This is a genomic window from Micromonospora sp. NPDC005979, from assembly GCF_040614415.1.
GTDB lineage: Bacteria > Actinomycetota > Actinomycetes > Mycobacteriales > Micromonosporaceae > Micromonospora.
Genome location: NZ_JBEXUR010000028.1, coordinates 24,141 through 40,222, shown reverse-complemented (window position 1 = coordinate 40,222; position 16,082 = coordinate 24,141). Strand labels below are relative to the sequence as shown.

Sequence of the window (16,082 nt, the reverse complement as noted above, 5' to 3'; positions counted from 1 at the left end):
CGGGTAGGCGGATCGGGTGACTACCACCGGCGCGGGAAGCGCGGACGCCGTCGTCGTCGGCGCCGGGCACAACGGCCTGGTCGCGGCGAACCTGCTGGCCGACGCCGGGTGGGACGTGGTCGTGCTGGAAGCGACCGCCGTACCCGGCGGCGCCGTCCAGTCGGCCGAGGTCACCGCGCCGGGCTATCTGAGCGACCTCTACAGCTCGTTCTACCCCCTCGGGTACGCCTCGCCCGTGCTCAACGGCCTCGACCTGGGCCGCCACGGGTTGTCCTGGCGGCACGCCCCGGACGTGCTGGCGCACCTGCTGCCCGACGGGCGGGCCGCGGTGATCAACCGGGACCCGGACGCGACGGCCGCCTCGCTGGAACAGTTCGCCCCCGGCGACGGGAAGCGCTGGCTGAACGCGTACACGGACTGGCTCGAGGTTTCCGAGCCGATGTTGACCGCGATCACCACGCCGTTCCCGCCGGTACGCGGCGGACTGGGTCTGCTGCGCCGGCTGCGGGTCGCCGGAGCGCTGCGGCTGGCCCGCCGACTCGTGGTGCCGGTCCGCAAACTCGGCGACGAGCTGTTCGACGGCGAGGGGGGCCCGGCGCTGCTCGCCGGATGCGCCCTGCACACCGACCTGTCCCCCGAGGAGGCCGGCTCCGGCGTGTACGGCTGGCTGCTGGCCATGCTCGGCCAGCAGGTCGGCTGGCCGGTGCCCGACGGCGGCGCGCGGCGGATCACCGACGCGCTGGTCGACCGCCTCGCCGAACGCGGCGGCCGCATCCTGTACGGCGCGCGCGTCGACCGGGTGCTCACCGCTCGCGGCCGGGCGATGGGCGTACGCACCGAGGGCGGCACGCTGTGGCGGGCCCGGCGGGCGGTCCTCGCCGACGTGCCGGCGCCGGCGCTCTACCTCGACCTCGTCGGTGCGGCGGTGCTGCCGCCGCGGCTCGTCGAGGACCTGGCGCACTTCCGGTGGGACGGCTCGACGCTGAAGGTGGACTGGGCGCTCTCCGCGCCCGTCCCGTGGACCAACCGGGCGATCGCCGGGGCCGGCACGGTGCACCTCGGCGCGGACCTCGACGGGCTGACCCGCTACGCCGGCGAGCTGGCCCGGGGTGAGCTGCCCCGGGACCCGTTCCTGCTGGTCGGGCAGATGTCCGTGGCCGACCCCAGCCACTCGCCGCCGGGCACCGAGTCGCTCTGGTCGTACACCCACCTGCCGTTCCGGCGGAACTGGCGGACCGAGGACATCGCCGAACACGTGCAGCGCATGGAGGACGTGCTCGAAGCGGCGGCCCCGGGTTTCCGGCAGCTCGTCGTGGGCCGGCACGTGGCCGGGCCGGCCGACCTGGAGAAGGGCGACCCGAGCCTGGTCGGTGGCGCGCTGGGCGGGGGCACCGCCGCCGCGTACCAACAATTGTTCCTGCGCCCGATCCCCGGCCTGGGCCGTGCGGACACCCCGGTGGACCGGCTCTTTCTGGCCAGTTCGTCGGCGCACCCGGGCGGTGGCGTGCACGGCGCGCCGGGCGCGAACGCGGCCCGCGCGGCCCTGGCCCGCGACCGCGCCCTGACCGGCACCGCCTACAAGGCGGCCGTAACCGCGGCCCACCGAACCATCTACCCACCCCCCGACCTGACACGTTGATCAAGAGGTTTGCGTCACCGGCGAGCCGGATTCTGACGCAAACCTCTTGATCGACGCGGGGGGTCAGGGGGTGATGTTGCGGTGCTTGCTGCGCAGGCGGAACGGCATCAGCGCGCTCTCGACCTTGGTCGCGGTGGTCATCTTGGAGACGCCGTCCCGCCGCTCCTCGAAGCGGATCGGGACCTCCAGGATGGTGTGCCCCAGCTTGGTGGCCAGGTAGTGCATCTCCACCTGGAAGCTGTAGCCGTTGGACTGCACCCGGTGCAGGCCGATGTCCTTGAGCGCGTCGGCCCGCCAGATCTTGAAGCCGGCGGTCAGGTCGCGGATGCGCACCCGCAGCAGCGTGTGCACGTAGAGGTTCGCCCAGCCGCTGAGCGCCCGGCGGTACAGCGGCCAGTTCTCGTCCAGCTCGCCGCCCGGCACGTACCGGGAACCGATCACCACGCCCGCCTGGGTGGAGAGCAGCGCGCCCAGCATCCCGGGCAGCGCCTCCGGCGGGTGCGACAGGTCGGCGTCCATCTGCGCCACGAACTCGGCCCCGCCCTCGAGCGCCCGGGTCATCCCGTCGACGTACGCCCGACCCAGGCCCTCCTTGCCGGCCCGGTGCATCACCTCGATCCGCTCCGGGTACTCGATGGCCAGCTTGTCGGCCACCTCCCCGGTGCCGTCGGGGGAGTTGTCGTCGGCGACGAGGATGCGCAGCCCCGGCAGCGGCAGCGCGAGCAGCCGCTCGACCAGCGCCGGCAGGTTGCCCGCCTCGTTGTAGGTGGGCACGACGACTGTCAGGTGTACGTCTCGCCACGGCGACGGCAGCTGGACGGGCTCGATCATGTCGGACATCCTCGGTTTGCGGACACGGCTACCCCAGAGGGTAGCCAGTTGCCCGACCCGGATTGAAAAGGCTCCCCGTGGGTCCGGCCGCCCGCAGGTGGCGGTGCGCTCAGCGTGGGCGGCGGCGCACCACCGTCCGCGTCACTGCGGGCCCTTCTGCCGCGTGGCGATGTCGGAGAGGCGGTCCAGCGTCTCCCGGTTCCGCAGGTGCAGCACGAGGTCGTTGGCCTTGTTCCGGACCCAGCGCAGCGGGCCGGCCGCGAAGTCCTCACCGATACGGACGCGGGTGGCGTCCTCGTCGACGGGCTCCAGGGTGAACGCCACGATCGCCTCGCCGGCCGGCCACAGACCGGCGCGCAGCACCAGCCGGTGCGGCGGCTCGCAGACCAGCACGGTCGAGGCGTCCTGCAACGAGAACGGCCAGGGGCCGGCCCGGTGGTGCAGTTGGCTGCCCACCCGGGGCCAGGCGTCGTCCACGTCGCGCACGTGCGCCGTACCGACCACCCAGTCGCTGTACGTCCACCCGTCGGCCAGCACGTCGAACACCTGCTGCGGGGGAGCGTCGATCACTTTCTCCACTATCGCCACTGGACTCCCATACCCCTGGGGTGACGGAGGCTAACGAGCCGGCGGGTTAGCTTCTTCCAGGCGGCGGGTAAGGCCGACCGGGGCACCGCCGGCGGCGTTGGCCCACGGCGCTGACGACGACGTTTACTCCTTCGGGCGCCGGGAACCCGCCGGCTGTGCGACAGGACCAGGAGGATCCGTATCAGCGCAGGTCAGCCCGGGTGTACGCCGGTGCTGGCCGGGTTGGTCGCGGACCTGCCGCACCCCACGGTGGCGTCCTGTACGACGCGGTGCTGCTCGACCGCGACGGCACCCTGATCGAGGACGTGCCGTACAACGGCGACCCGGAGAAGGTACGCCCGCTGCCGGGCGTCCGCGCGGCGCTGGACCGGCTGCGGGCCGCCGGTCTGCGCCTCGCGGTGGTGACCAACCAGTCCGGCCTGGCCCGGGGCTACTTCGACGAGGCGCAGATGCGGGCGGTACACGCCCGCGTCGAGGAGCTGCTGGGCGGCTTCGACGCCTGGCTGGTCTGCCCGCACGACGACGCCGACGGCTGCGACTGCCGCAAGCCGTCGCCCGGCCTGGTGCACGCCGCCGCCCGGCAGTTGGGCACGAGCGCGCCGCGCTGCGTACTGGTGGGCGACATCGGCCGGGACGTGGGCGCGGCGCTGGCCGCCGGTGCGGCCGGGGTGCTGGTGCCGACGCCGGTGACGCGCCCGGAGGAGATCGCCGCCGCCGGCTGGGTGGCGCCGGACCTGCCGTCCGCGGTCGACGAGATCCTGCGCCGCCAGCGGGCCGTGCAGCCCGCGCGAACCGCCGACGACGTGGGCACCGCGCTGGTGGTGCGCTCGGACTCGGCCGGGGACGTGCTCGTCACCGGGCCGGCGATCCGGGCCGTCGCGGCCGGCGCGCGCCGGGTGGTGCTGCTCTGCGGACCACGTGGGCGGGCCGCCGCCGAGCTGCTGCCCGGCGTCGACGAGATCATCGAGCACCCGCTGCCGTGGATCGATCCCGTGCCGACGCCCGTCGACCCGGACGACATGCGACGCCTGACCGCCCGGCTCGCCGCCGTCGGCGCGGACGAGGCGGTGGTGTTCACCTCGTTCCACCAGTCCGCCCTGCCGCTGGCGTTGCTGCTGCGGATGGCCGGGATCACCCGGATCGCCGCGATCAGCGACGACTACCCGGGCGCGCTGGTGGACATCCGCCACCGGGTGCCGGCGGGTGTCCCCGAACCCGAGCGGGCGCTCTCCCTCGCCGCCGCGGCCGGTCACCGGCTGCCGGCGGGCGACGAACCCGTGCTGCGGCTCCGCGACGACGCCGTGGCGTCCCGCCCGGCCGCCGTCGGCGACCCCGGCTACGTGGTGCTGCACCCGGGCTCGGCCGCGTCGAGCCGGGCCTGCCCGACCGAGCTGGCCGCCCGCATCGCCGGGGCGCTCAGCGCGGCCGGGCATCGCGTGCTGGTCACCGGCGGGCCCGACGAGCGGACGGTGACCGCCCGGGTCGCGGCGGCGGGCGGCACCGACCTGGGCGGTACGACCGACCTGGCCGGACTGGCCGCGCTCGTCGCCGACGCCGCCGCCGTGGTGGTCGGCAACACCGGGCCCGCGCACCTGGCCGCCGCCGCCGGCGTACCGGTGGTGAGCCTGTTCGCGCCGACCGTCCCCTTCGGGCAGTGGGGTCCCTACCGGGTGCCCACCGTCCGGCTCGGCGACGCGAGCGCGCCCTGCCGCGACACCCGGGCGGCGAGCTGCCCGGTCCCCGGCCACCCGTGCCTGAGCGGCGTCGACCCGGCCGAGGTGGTCGAGGCGGTACGGACACTGACCGTCAGCGGTGGTGGCGTCCGATGAACATCCTGCTCTGGCACGTGCACGGCTCCTGGACGACGTCCTTCGTGCACGGCGGTCACCGCTACCTGATCCCCACCACGCCCGACCGGGGTCCGTACGGCCTCGGCCGGGCGCGGACGTACCCGTGGCCGGACAGCGCCGTCGAGGTGGCCCCGGACGACCTGCCGGACGCCGACGTCGACGTGGTCGTCCTGCAACGCCCCGAGGAGATCGACCTCGCCGAGCAGTGGCTGGGCCGGCGTCCGGGTCGCGACCTGCCCGCCATCTACGTGGAGCACAACACGCCCAAGGGCGACGTCCCGCACACCCGACACCCGATGGCCGACCGCGACGACCTGCTCGTCGCCCACGTCACCGGGTTCAACCAGATCTTCTGGGACACCGGCGCGACCCGCACCGGCGTCGTCGACCACGGCATCGTCGCGCCGGCCGTGTCGTACACGGGTGAACTGGACCGGCTCGCCGTCGTGATCAACGAGCCGGTGCGGCGGGGACGGGTCACCGGCACCGACCTGCTGCCCCAGTTCGCCGAGATCGCGCCCCTGGACGTGTTCGGCATGGGCGTCGCGGGCCTCGCCGACCACCTCGGACTGCCCGCCGACCGGCTCACCAGCCACGACGACGTGCCGCAGGACCGGATGCACGCCGAACTGGCCCGCCGCCGGGCGTACCTGCACCTGTGCCGCTGGACCAGCCTGGGGCTCAGCCTCATCGAGGCGATGGCGATCGGCATGCCGGTCGTCGCGCTCGCCACCACCGAGGCGGTGACGGCCGTGCCCCCGGAGGCGGGGGCCCTCGCCACCCGGATGGATGTCCTGCTCGACGCCGCCCGCCGGTTCATCGCCGAGCCGGCGGCCGCACGTCAGGCCGGCGTGGCGGCCCAGGCCGCCGCGCGCGACAGGTACGGCCTCGACCGTTTCCTCGCTGACTGGGACCGGCTGCTGGAGGAGGAAGTATGCGGATCGCGATGATCTCGGAGCACGCCAGCCCGCTCGCCATCCTCGGAGGGGAGGACGCCGGCGGCCAGAACACGCACGTGGCCGAGTTGTCCGCCGCGCTCGTCGCCGCCGGGCACGACGTCCGGGTCTACACCCGCCGCGACGCCCTCGACCTGCCGGTGACCGTTCGCGCCCCGGACGGGTACGACGTGGTGCACGTGCCCGCCGGCCCGGCCGAGCCGCTCGCGAAGGACGCCTTGCTGCCGCACATGCGCGAGTTCAGCCGGTGGCTCGTCGAGCGGTGGCGGGGCGGGGACTGGACGCCCGAGGTGATCCACGCGCACTTCTGGATGAGCGGCCTCGCCGCGCTGACCGCCGGCCGGCAGGCCGGCGTGCCGGTGGTGCAGACGTACCACGCGCTGGGCACGGTCAAGCGCCGCCACCAGGGCGTGCAGGACACCAGCCCGGCCCGGCGCATCGCCTACGAGCGGGAGCTGGGCCGCTCGGTGGACCGGGTGGTCGCCCAGTGCCGCGACGAGGTCGGCGAGCTGGTCCGGATGGGGGTGCCCCGGAACCGCATGACGGTCGTGCCGTCCGGCGTCAACCTCGCCTCGTTCGCCCCGCTCGGGCCGGCCGCCGACCGGGAGCCGGGCCGCGCCCGCATCCTCACCGTGGGCCGGCTGGTCGAGCGCAAGGGCTTCCAGACGGTCGTCCGCGCGATGGCGCTGGTGCCCGACGCGGAGTGCGTCGTGGTCGGCGGGCCGCCAGAGGGGCTGCTGGAGACCGACCCGTACGCCCGGCGGTTGCGGGCCCTCGCCGAGTCGTGCGGGGTCGCCGACCGGGTGCACCTGGTCGGCGCGGTGCCCCGCGAGGAGATGGGCCGCTGGTACCGCTCGGCGGACCTGCTGGTCGCCGCACCCTGGTACGAGCCGTTCGGCCTGACGCCGCTGGAGGCGATGGCGTGCGGCGTGCCGGTCGTCGGCACCGCCGTGGGCGGCATCCGTGACACCGTCGTCGACGGTACGACCGGTGACCTCGTGCCGGCCCGCGACCCCAACGCCCTCGCCGCCGCGATCCGGGGCCTGCTCGACGACCGGATCCGCCGCTTCCGGTACGCCACGGCGGCCCGGGAGCGGGCCCGGTCGCGCTACTCGTGGGAGGCCACCGCCGAACGCCTCGCCGAGGTCTACAACGAGGTCGCCGCCGTACGCCGGCCGACCCGGGTGGTGGCCTGATGCCGGCGGTCAGCCCGCTCGATGAGCACCTGACCAACCTCGCCGCGGCACTGGAGCCGTACCGCCGGTGTGAACCGCAGTTGGCGCGCTGGGGCGCGCACCTGGCACACCGGTTGGCCGGCGGCGGACGACTGCTCGTCGCCGGCAACGGCGGCAGCGCCGCCGAGGCCCAGCATCTCACCGCCGAGCTGGTGGGCAAGCTGCACGACGACCGCCAGCCGCTGTCGGCGATCGCCCTGCACGCCGAGACCAGCGCGGTGACCGCCATCGCCAACGACTACGGCTACGCCGACGTCTACGCCCGTCAGGTCCGCGCCCACGGCCGACCCGGCGACGTGCTGCTGCTGCTGAGCACCAGCGGCGTCAGCGGCAACCTGCTCAGCGCGGCCCACGCGGCGCGCGACGCCGGGCTCACCTCCTGGGCGCTCACCGGACCCGCCCCCAACCCCCTCGCGGACGCCTGCGACGAGGTGCTCGCCGTCTCGTCGGCCGACACCCAGGTCGTCCAGGAGCTGCATCTCGTCACCAGTCACCTGATCTGCGAGTACCTCGAGAAGGAACTGCCGGCGGCGCTGGCCGCCGTGGAGCTCGCGACGGCCGGTCGGCTCGCGTCCGAGCCGGTACGCACCGGGGTCGAGGTGGTGCTCGACGGCCCGACCGCACAGCAGATCGACGCGTGAGCATGAGGAGGTAGGCGTGAGGGGACCCGTGGTGGTCGTCGGGGACACCCTGCTCGACCGGGACGTGGAAGGGGTGGTGAACCGCCTCTGCCCGGACTCCCCGGTGCCGGTGCTCGACGAGACCTCGGCCGTCGACCGGCCCGGCGGCGCGGGCCTCGCGGCCGTCTTCGCCGCCGCGCAGGGCGCCGACGTGGTGCTGGTCACCGCGCTCGCCGACGACGCCGGGGGCGCGCGGCTCAGCGCGCTGCTGGCCGCCGCCGGCGTGCGGGTGTACCCGCTGGCCCTCGCCGGCGCGACGCCGGAGAAGATCCGGCTGCGGGCCCGGGGTCGGGTGCTGCTGCGCCACGACCGGGGTGGGCCGTCCGGTGAGCCGGGCCAGCCCTCCGACGAGGTGCTGCGGGTGCTCGCCGCCGCGTCGGCGGTGCTGGTCAGCGACTACGGCCGGGGGGTCGCCCGGCAGCCCGCGCTGCGCGCCGCGCTGGCCGCCACCCGCGCGCCGGTCGTCTGGGACCCGCACCCGCGCGGGCCGGCGGCCGTACCCGGCGTGCACCTGGCCACGCCGAACGAGTCGGAGGTGCGCGAGCTGGTCCCGACGCTGCCCGGCGCATCCCGGATCGCCACCGCCTCCCAGGGTGCGCAGGGGCTGCGTCGACGGTGGCGGGCGGGCGCGGTCGCGGTGACGTTGGGCGGGGACGGCGCGTTGCTCTGCCACGCCGGGTCGACGCCGCTGGTGGTGCCCACGTCGGGCAGCGCCGAGGGCGACACCTGCGGGGCGGGCGACCGGTTCGCCGCCGCCGCGAGCCTCGCGCTGGCCCAGGGCGCGCTCGTCTCCGAGGCGGTGCAGGCGGCCGTCGCCGAGGCTTCCACGTACGTGGCGGGTGGGGGAGTGGCCACGGCCCTGCCACCACCGGCCGACGTGGTGAGCGTGCGCCGCCCCCGCCGGCCCGGTGTCGGCGCCGAGCGGGTGGGTGTCGCGGCGGTCGCCGCGCTCCTTTCCGAGGTACGGGGCGCGGGCGGCACGGTGGTGGCCACCGGTGGCTGCTTCGACCTGTTGCACGCCGGGCACCTGGCCACCCTGCAGGCCGCCCGGCAGCTCGGCGACTGCCTGATCGTCTGCGTGAACTCCGACGCCAGCGTCGCCGGACTGAAGGGGCCGCAGCGACCCGTGCTGCCCGAGGGCGACCGCGCCCGGCTGCTGGCCGCTCTGAGCTGCGTCGACGCCGTCCTCGTCTTCGACGAGCCGACGCCCGAGGCGGTGCTGTCCTGGGTGCGCCCGGACGTCTGGGTCAAGGGCGGCGACTACGCGAGCGGTGTCGGCGACGAGGCCACGCTGCCCGAGGCGGAGGTGCTGCGTCGGTGGGGCGGGAACACGGTGGTGGTGCCGTACCTGGACGGCCGCTCCACCAGCGACCTCATCGCGCGCGCCGCCGCCGGGCCGGCCCCCGGCACGGACAGCGGGCCGCCAGAGCCGGTCGGCATCGCCGTCCCGGTCACGACCACAGGGGAGCGGACCCGATGACCGCCACACGACCCGACGCCGGACCCGCCGTCCTGGTCACCGGCGGTTCCAGCGGGCTCGGCGCGGCGGTGGTCGCGGCGGTGGCCGCTTCCGGTGGCCGTCCGCTCGTGCTGGACCGGCAGCCGCCGGTCGACGGCGTGGACTGGACCGAGTGCGACCTCGCCGACACCCGCGCCGCCGAGGTGGCCACCCGGCACCTCGCCGAGCAGGCCGGTGGCCTGGACGCCGTGGTGACGGCCGCCGGTATGGACGTGCCGGGCAAGCTCGCCGACGTGCCGGGGGAGACGTGGGACCGGATCGTCATGGTGGACCTGCTGGCCACGGCCGCGGTGATCCGGGCCGCGCTGCCGTTCCTGCAGACCTCCGCCGGGCGCATCGTCACGGTCGCCTCGACCCTGGGCGTGAAGGCGGTCAGTGACGCCACCGCGTACTGCGCGGCGAAGTTCGGCGTCGTCGGGTTCACCCGTGCGCTCGCCGCCGAGCTGGCCGGTCAGGTCGGGGTCACCCTGCTCATCCCCGGCGGCATGCGCACCGCGTTCTTCGACGAACGCGATCCGCAGTACAGGCCGGGTCCGGACGCCATCCTCAACGACCCCGCCGACACGGCCGCGGCGATCATGTTCGCGCTCCAACAGCCGCCCGGCTGCGCGGTGCGGGAGATGGTGGTGTGCGCCGAGCAGGAGACGTCGTACCCGTGATCCTCGTGCTGCGCGCCCTCGGCGTCGGCGACCTGGTCACCGCGGTGCCCGCGCTGCGGGCGCTGCGGGCCGCGTACCCGGATCACGAGCTGGCGCTCGCCGCGCCCGGCGGCCTGGCCCCGCTGGTCGACCTGGTCGGCGGCGTCGACGAGCTGGTGGACACCACCGGGCTGGACGGGCCGCTGCGGCCGGGCCGTGCGCCGGAGGTCGCGGTGAACCTGCACGGGCGGGGGCCGCAGTCGCACCGACTGCTGGCCGCCGCCCGTCCCGGGCGGCTCGTCGCCTTCGCCAACGCCGACGCCGGGTTCGGCGACGGTCCGCGCTGGCGCGACGACGAGCACGAGGTGGACCGTTGGTGCCGGCTGCTCTCCTGGTACGACATCCCGACCGACCGCCGTGACCTGAGCCTGCGCCGGCCCGAACCGGCCGGCCTGCCGGTCGGCGCGACCCTGCTGCATCCGGGCAGCAACGTGCCCGCCAAGCGGTGGCCGGCCGAGCGGTTCGCGGCGTTGGCCCGGGCGCTGCGGGAGCGGGGGCACCGCGTGCTGGTCACCGGCTCGGCCGACGAACGCGGGTTGGCCGAGCGGGTCGCCGAGGCGGCCGATCTGCCGCCGGCCGCCGTGCTGGCGGGCCGGACCGACCTCGGCGCGCTGGCCGCGCTGGTCGCCGACGCGCGGCTGGTGGTCAGCGGGGACACCGGTGTGGCGCATCTGGCCACCGCGTACGGGACCGCCTCGGTGGTGCTCTTCGGGCCGGTGCCCCCGGCGGCGTGGGGGCCGCCGCCGGACCGGCCCCGACACCGGGCGCTCTGGGTCGGCAAGGGGGATTGGCCCAGGTGGGACGGGGTAGGGAGCCACCCGACACTGACGGCCCTGCCGCTGGACGAGGTGCTGGCCGCCGTGGACGAGGTGGAGAGGGTGGTGCGGGTCTCCGGTGCGGTTACGGCGTAGCGACCCGGCTCGGCCCGGCTACGGGCGACGACGGCGCGGCAAGGGCTGGACCTTCGTCGATCCGAGCGGCGCTGTCGTGCGCGACCCGGCCATCCGGGCGCGGCTGAACGACCTCGTGATCCCGCCGGCGTGGCAGGACGTGTGGATCGCGCCGCACGCGAACGGACACATCCTGGCCACCGGCGTCGACGCGGCCGGGCGCAAGCAGTACCTCTACCACCCGGTCTGGCGGGAGAAGCAGGACGCGGCGAAGTTCGACCGCATGCTGGAGGTGGCCCGACGGCTGCCGACTTTGCGCGAGCGGGTGGGGCAGGACCTCGTCGGGCGGGGTCTGAACCGCGATCGGGTGCTGGCCACCGTGGCCCGCCTGCTCGACATGGGGATGTTCCGGGTCGGCAGCGACCAGTACGCGGCCGGCGACGATCCGACGTTCGGGGTGTCGACCCTGCGTCCCGAGCACGCGCGACGCCGGGGCGACTGCGTGGTCTTCGAGTTCCCCGCCAAGGGCGGCATCGAGCAGGTGCGCCGGATCGACGACCCACAGCTGTGCGAGGTGCTGGTCAACCTACGTCGCCGTCGCCGCCGGGCGGACCGGCTGTTCGGCTACTGGGACGGCCGGGAGTGGCGGGACGTGCGCAGCGACGAGGTCAACGGCTACCTGCGCGACGCCAGCGGCGGCGAGATGACCGCCAAGGACTTCCGCACCTGGCACGCCACCGTGCGCGCGGCGGCGGAGTTGGCCGCCGCCGACCCGGCCCGCTCGGTCACCGCCCGGCGCAGGGCGGTGGCCGCGGTGATGCGCGCGGTGGCGGAGCTGCTGGGCAATACCCCCACCGTGGCGCGCACGTCCTACGTGGATCCGCGGGTCGTCGACCTCTACCACGACGGGGTGGTGGTGCCGGTCGACCCGAGCGCCCCCCGCGAGGAGATCGAGCGGGTCGTGTTGGAGCTGCTGGAGAAGGCCTGACCGGCCCCGCCGACGATCCTGGGGGGGAAGCGACGGGGCCGGAGCCTCGGCCGGGGGCGACACCGGGCGGCCGCCCGCCGCGCGCCACGGCGGGCGCCTCGCCACGGCCCCCGTTCGCGGCCGACGCGGGCCCCGGGGTACGCGGGCGCCGCCTCTGCCGCGTCGGTTGTCAGTCTGCCTGGGTCGAGTTGACTCTGGACGCCAGGTCGTTGACGTCCCGTGCCGTAACCGGGTCGCCGTCGCGGCACGCCTGCGGGCTCATTCCGTACGCCGCCCGGAATGCCCGGCTGAAGTGTGCCTTGTCGCCGAACCCCCAGCGTGCCGCGATGACCTGCACGGACTGGGCCCGCAGCGCCGGGTCGGTGAGGTCGCGCCGGCACCGGGCCAGCCGAAGGTCGCGGATGTACGCCGCCACGGTGGTGTTCTCGCCCTCGAACAGGCGGTGCAGCGTCCGCAGCGAGATGTGGTGGGTGTCCGCGATGGTCTGCGGGCCCAGCGTGGCGTCGCCCAGGTGGCGGTGGACGTACGCCTGCACCTGGGTAACCAGCGCCCGGCGGCGGACCTCGGTCGGCACCGCGTCCTCGGCGACCAGGTGCCGGCCGAGCATGGTGGTGGCCAGGTCGAGCCCCACCGCGCCGAGCCGGCCGGCGTCTGCGGCGTGGTACTGCTCGGGGTGCCCGGTCACCTGGACCAGGAACTGCGCCAGCAGCGCCCCGAGGCCTTCGCTGCCGGTCATTCGCCCGCCGTAGAGCGCGGCCATCCGCTTCGGCGGCAGCGGCAGCGCGGCGTGCGGAATCAGCGCGGTGATCGAGGTGGCCCGGGTCCGCCCCGGCTCGCTCGCGTAGTGGCAGACGTCGTGCGGGCGCGAGGCGTCGTAGAAGGTGAACTCACCGGCCAGGATCTCGCTGCGCCGACCGTCCTGGCTGGACATGCCGAGCCCGCTGGTGGTGAGGGCGAGGATGTACAGCTCCGGATCGGATCGTCTGATCAGCTTGCGGGTGCGGGACACGTCGAGCGAGGGGTACTCGTAGCCGACCACCTCGAACCCGCCGAGGTCGGTGAACTCGGCGCGGGCGGCGAAGTCGGCGGCGGCCGCGGACTCGACCCGCACCGGCACGGAGGTGCGCGCCAGCAGCTCCAGCCACATCCCGAACCGCTCGGCGGGCGGCAGGACGGTCGTGTCGACGGTGTTCCTGGCCAGCATCCGCGCCCCCTCACGCCGTCCGGTGGGCGATCAGGGCCTCGATGCCGTCGAGGATCCGGTCCAGGCCGAACGTGAACTCGTCGTCCGGTCCATCGTCCTGATCGAGGACGCCGGCGTCGAGCACCCGCGTCAGCGCTGGGAAGCGGGCCGGGTCGATCAGTCGCGCCAGCATCGCGCCGTACGCCGGCATCATGTCGCCCGGCTCGACACCGGCGGCCCGGCTGCCCTCGGCGATCTGGTTGGCGAGCATCGCGTCGTTGCGCACGTATCCGGTGACCAGCAGGAGGATCGACATCTTCTCGCCCTCGGGCAGCGGGGTGCCGTCGAGACAGCCCAGCCCGTCCTCCATCCAGCCGAGCTGCTGGGGCGTGATCGGCGGTCCGGAGATCGGAATGTGCAGCAGCCAGGGGCGCTGTCGCAGGACGTCGCGTTCGGCCCAGGCCCAGCGGGTCAGGCCGGTACGCCAGTCGTCGTCCGGCGCGGCCGGGCCGGGCGAGGGGCCGTAGCCGACGTCCACCATGAGCGTCAGCAGGTCGTCCTTCGAGCCGACGTGCCGGTAGAGGGCCATGGTGGCGGCACCCAACTCCTTGGCCACGCGGCTCATCGACACGGCCGCCAGCCCGTCGGCGTCGGCGACCCGGACGGCCGCGTCGACGATGCCGGACACGGTGAGGCCCGGCCGGGGGCCCTTCGGTGCCCGCTCGCGCAGCCCCCAGGCGCTCTCGATGGCCGGCGGGAGCGCCGGGCCGCTGTCGTCTTTCGTCTCCGCCACATTTCCTCCTTGCCCCGCCATCCTAGTTCTGCGTATGGTCTACGCATTAAAGCGTACGACATACGCAGAAGGAGTCTCCATGACAGCGACGACCGCACCGGCACCCCGCGCGGGCCGGCGGGAATGGATCGGATTCGCGGTGCTGATGCTGCCGCTGCTCCTCGTCTCGATGGACGTGTCGGTGCTCTACTTCGCCGTCCCGTTCATCAGCGAGGAGCTGCGGCCCAGCGCCACCCAGCAACTCTGGATCTTCGACATCTACGGCTTCGTGCTGGCCGGGCTGCTGATCACCATGGGCGCCCTGGGCGACCGGATCGGCCGGCGTCGGCTGCTGCTGCTGGGCGCGACCGCCTTCGGGGCGGCGTCCCTGCTGGCCGCGTACGCCGACAGCGCCGCGACCCTGATCGCCGCGCGCGCCGTGCTCGGTGTCGGCGGGGCCACCCTGATGCCGTCCACGCTCGCCCTGGTGCGCAACATGTTCCACGACGCCAAGCAGCGGGGCACCGCGATCGGCATCTGGACCGCCACGCTCACCGGCGGCATCGCCATCGGCCCGGTGCTCAGCGGCGTCCTGCTGGAGCACTTCTGGTGGGGCTCGATCTTCCTGATCAACATCCCGGCGATGCTGCTTCTGCTCCTGCTCGCCCCGGTCCTGGTGCCCGAGTTCCGCAACCCGGCGCGCGGCCGGTTCGACCTGGTCAGCGCGGCGCTGTCGCTCGGCACGCTGCTGCCGGTGATCTACGGCATCAAGGAGATGGCCCGCGACGGCGTCAGCGCGGCGCGGGTGCTGGCCGTCGTCGCCGGCCTGCTGGTCGGAGCGCTCTTCCTGCACCGGCAGCGGACCCGGGCGTACCCCATGATCGACCTGGCGTTGTTCCGCCGGCACGGCTTCGCCGGGTCGCTCGCGGTCAACCTGCTGGCGATGTTCGCCCTGGTCGGGTTCGCCATCTTCACCACCCAGCACCTGCAGCTGGTGCTCGGGCTGAGTCCACTGCGGGCGGCACTGTGGAGCCTCGTACCGTCGCTCGCGGTCGGCGGCGTCGCCCCGGCCGCCGCCGCGCTCGCCCAGCGGGTCGAGCGGGCGTACCTGATCGGGGCCGGCTTCGTGATCGCCGTCGTGGGCTTCGCGGTGTTGACCCGGGTCACCCCCGAGACGCCGCTCTGGCTGCTGCTCGTCGGCGCGAGCGTGTACGCGGGCGGCCTGGTGATGGTGATGTCGCTCGTCACCGAGCTGGTGCTCGGCGCGGCGCCTCCGGAGCAGGCCGGTGTCGCTTCCGCGCTGACCGAGTCCAGCAGCGAGCTGGGTGGCGCGCTGGGAATGGCCATCCTGGGCAGTGTGGGCGCCGCGATCTACCGCCGCGAGGTTCTCGACGAGCTACCGGCCGGGCTGCCGACGGGCGTCCGCGACGCGGCCGGCGAGACCCTGGGCGGCGCGCTCGCCGTGACCCGGGGACTGCCGGGGGAGGTCGGCGACGCGGTGCTGCACGCGGCCCGGTTCGCCTTCACCGACGGGCTGCACCTCGCCGCTCTCGCCGCCATGGTGGCGATGGCCCTCGGCGCGGTGACCGCGCTGCTGACACTGCGCGGCGTCCGGCCGGCCGACCCCGCGGAGCTGGCCGCCGAGCCGACCGGACCGTCGCTGTCGGACGCCGCCCCGGTCAGTCGTTGAGCACCTGGGCGAGTCGGTCGCGGAACCGCCGTTCGGAGTCGCTGACCGACTCGCCGCCCAGGCCCAGCAGGCCGCCGCTGGACGCGGCGCCCACGACCTGGTCGGCGATGGTCACCAGCCAGTGCTTGTACGCGCCGGCCTCGCCCTCGTCGACCCGGGCGGCCAGCAGCACGGCCGCCTCACGGGCCCGCACCAGCACGTCGTCGATGTACGCCTGCGGGTCGGCGGGCGCGATGACCGGCAGCTCCTCGCCGGCCTCGGGGTCGCCGACCCGGGTCACGATCTCGCCGGCCACGGCGGCGACCAGGGGGTTGGCCGACTCCCGGCCCGCCCCGATGGACTCCAGGCCGGCTGCGTTCTCCGCCATGGTCCGGCGGGTGCCGTCGGACTCGGCGGCGCTCGCCGCGGTCAGCACCGACTGCGGCAGGCCGACCAGCAGCCCCCACTCCTCGTCGGAGAAACCGAAACCGGTGTACGCCGGCTGCTCGATCACGGCAACGCCCCTTCCGCCCTGCTCTGTGTGGTCAATCGATGCTGTGCTTGGTCGATCCACCGGGCCCCGT

At 74.8% G+C, this 16,082-nt stretch carries 15 protein-coding genes; 10 read left to right on the top strand and 5 right to left on the bottom strand.

The window, feature by feature from the left end:
* Positions 1-16 precede the first annotated feature (16 nt).
* Complete coding sequence (locus ABZ272_RS30655; RefSeq protein ID WP_355053416.1) at positions 17-1,639, top strand: NAD(P)/FAD-dependent oxidoreductase; 1,623 nt, start codon at positions 17-19, stop codon at positions 1,637-1,639.
* 63 nt (positions 1,640-1,702) lie between these two features.
* Here the strand turns inward: ABZ272_RS30655 and ABZ272_RS30650 are convergent, their stop codons facing one another.
* Together ABZ272_RS30650 and ABZ272_RS30645 are read right to left on the bottom strand one after the other, a co-directional pair.
* Positions 1,703-2,470 (bottom strand): polyprenol monophosphomannose synthase, encoded by a 768-nt coding sequence (locus tag ABZ272_RS30650; RefSeq protein WP_355053415.1) that lies wholly within the window; start codon positions 2,468-2,470, stop codon positions 1,703-1,705.
* A 141-nt stretch (positions 2,471-2,611) separates the two neighbouring features.
* On the bottom strand, positions 2,612-3,058 hold the full coding sequence (locus tag ABZ272_RS30645; RefSeq protein ID WP_355053414.1) for an SRPBCC family protein: 447 nt from the start codon (positions 3,056-3,058) through the stop codon (positions 2,612-2,614).
* Positions 3,059-3,258: 200 nt separating this feature from the next.
* On the opposite strand from ABZ272_RS30645, the gene ABZ272_RS30640 reads away from it, so the two are divergent.
* The 8 genes from ABZ272_RS30640 to ABZ272_RS30605 are packed head-to-tail and all read left to right on the top strand — an operon-like array spanning position 3,259 to position 11,874.
* Positions 3,259-4,887: an HAD-IIIA family hydrolase gene (locus ABZ272_RS30640; protein ID WP_355053413.1), complete on the top strand. Its 1,629-nt coding sequence runs from the start codon at positions 3,259-3,261 to the stop codon at positions 4,885-4,887.
* Complete coding sequence (locus ABZ272_RS30635) at positions 4,884-5,858, top strand: glycosyltransferase (protein ID WP_355053412.1); 975 nt, start codon at positions 4,884-4,886, stop codon at positions 5,856-5,858. The genes ABZ272_RS30640 and ABZ272_RS30635 overlap by 4 nt, the downstream gene beginning before the upstream one ends.
* Complete coding sequence (locus ABZ272_RS30630; RefSeq protein WP_355053411.1) at positions 5,843-7,060, top strand: glycosyltransferase; 1,218 nt, start codon at positions 5,843-5,845, stop codon at positions 7,058-7,060. The genes ABZ272_RS30635 and ABZ272_RS30630 overlap by 16 nt, the downstream gene beginning before the upstream one ends.
* On the top strand, positions 7,057-7,740 hold the full coding sequence (locus tag ABZ272_RS30625; RefSeq protein ID WP_355053450.1) for an SIS domain-containing protein: 684 nt from the start codon (positions 7,057-7,059) through the stop codon (positions 7,738-7,740). Before ABZ272_RS30630 ends, ABZ272_RS30625 begins: the two co-directional genes overlap by 4 nt.
* A gap of 16 nt (positions 7,741-7,756) precedes the next feature.
* The gene (locus tag ABZ272_RS30620; RefSeq protein ID WP_355053410.1) at positions 7,757-9,259 is read left to right on the top strand and encodes a PfkB family carbohydrate kinase; all 1,503 of its coding nucleotides are present in this window, start codon (positions 7,757-7,759) and stop codon (positions 9,257-9,259) included.
* Complete coding sequence (locus ABZ272_RS30615) at positions 9,256-9,957, top strand: SDR family oxidoreductase (RefSeq protein WP_355053409.1); 702 nt, start codon at positions 9,256-9,258, stop codon at positions 9,955-9,957. The genes ABZ272_RS30620 and ABZ272_RS30615 overlap by 4 nt, the downstream gene beginning before the upstream one ends.
* The gene (locus tag ABZ272_RS30610; RefSeq protein ID WP_355053449.1) at positions 9,954-10,907 is read left to right on the top strand and encodes a glycosyltransferase family 9 protein; all 954 of its coding nucleotides are present in this window, start codon (positions 9,954-9,956) and stop codon (positions 10,905-10,907) included. The genes ABZ272_RS30615 and ABZ272_RS30610 overlap by 4 nt, the downstream gene beginning before the upstream one ends.
* Positions 10,891-11,874, top strand: a complete 984-nt coding sequence (locus ABZ272_RS30605) for a DNA topoisomerase IB (protein WP_355053408.1) — start codon at positions 10,891-10,893, stop codon at positions 11,872-11,874. Before ABZ272_RS30610 ends, ABZ272_RS30605 begins: the two co-directional genes overlap by 17 nt.
* Positions 11,875-12,043: 169 nt before the next feature.
* Here the strand turns inward: ABZ272_RS30605 and ABZ272_RS30600 are convergent, their stop codons facing one another.
* Together ABZ272_RS30600 and ABZ272_RS30595 are read right to left on the bottom strand one after the other, a co-directional pair.
* Entirely contained in the window at positions 12,044-13,078 is a 1,035-nt protein-coding gene (locus ABZ272_RS30600) for a helix-turn-helix domain-containing protein (RefSeq protein ID WP_355053407.1), read from the bottom strand.
* 10 nt (positions 13,079-13,088) lie between these two features.
* Positions 13,089-13,850 carry a TetR/AcrR family transcriptional regulator gene (locus ABZ272_RS30595; RefSeq protein WP_355053406.1) on the bottom strand — a complete coding sequence of 254 codons (762 nt, stop codon included), beginning with the start codon at positions 13,848-13,850 and terminating at the stop codon, positions 13,089-13,091.
* A gap of 79 nt (positions 13,851-13,929) precedes the next feature.
* Between ABZ272_RS30595 and ABZ272_RS30590 the strand changes: the two genes are divergently transcribed.
* Complete coding sequence (locus ABZ272_RS30590; RefSeq protein ID WP_355053405.1) at positions 13,930-15,519, top strand: MFS transporter; 1,590 nt, start codon at positions 13,930-13,932, stop codon at positions 15,517-15,519.
* On the opposite strand, the gene ABZ272_RS30585 is transcribed toward ABZ272_RS30590, so the two are convergent.
* Positions 15,509-16,012 carry a hypothetical protein gene (locus ABZ272_RS30585; protein WP_355053404.1) on the bottom strand — a complete coding sequence of 168 codons (504 nt, stop codon included), beginning with the start codon at positions 16,010-16,012 and terminating at the stop codon, positions 15,509-15,511. The genes ABZ272_RS30590 and ABZ272_RS30585 overlap by 11 nt on opposite strands.
* Positions 16,013-16,082 lie beyond the last annotated feature (70 nt).

Bases quoted from the DNA above. Each gene is read 5' to 3' on its own strand.
- ABZ272_RS30650 (WP_355053415.1), bottom strand. From the start codon at position 2,470: ATGATCGAGCCCGTCCAGCTGCCGTCGCCGTGGCGAGACGTACACCTG.
- ABZ272_RS30590 (WP_355053405.1), top strand. From the start codon at position 13,930: ATGACAGCGACGACCGCACCGGCACCCCGCGCGGGCCGGCGGGAATGG.
- ABZ272_RS30635 (WP_355053412.1), top strand. From the start codon at position 4,884: ATGAACATCCTGCTCTGGCACGTGCACGGCTCCTGGACGACGTCCTTC.
- ABZ272_RS30630 (WP_355053411.1), top strand. From the start codon at position 5,843: ATGCGGATCGCGATGATCTCGGAGCACGCCAGCCCGCTCGCCATCCTC.
- ABZ272_RS30600 (WP_355053407.1), bottom strand. From the start codon at position 13,078: ATGCTGGCCAGGAACACCGTCGACACGACCGTCCTGCCGCCCGCCGAG.
- ABZ272_RS30615 (WP_355053409.1), top strand. From the start codon at position 9,256: ATGACCGCCACACGACCCGACGCCGGACCCGCCGTCCTGGTCACCGGC.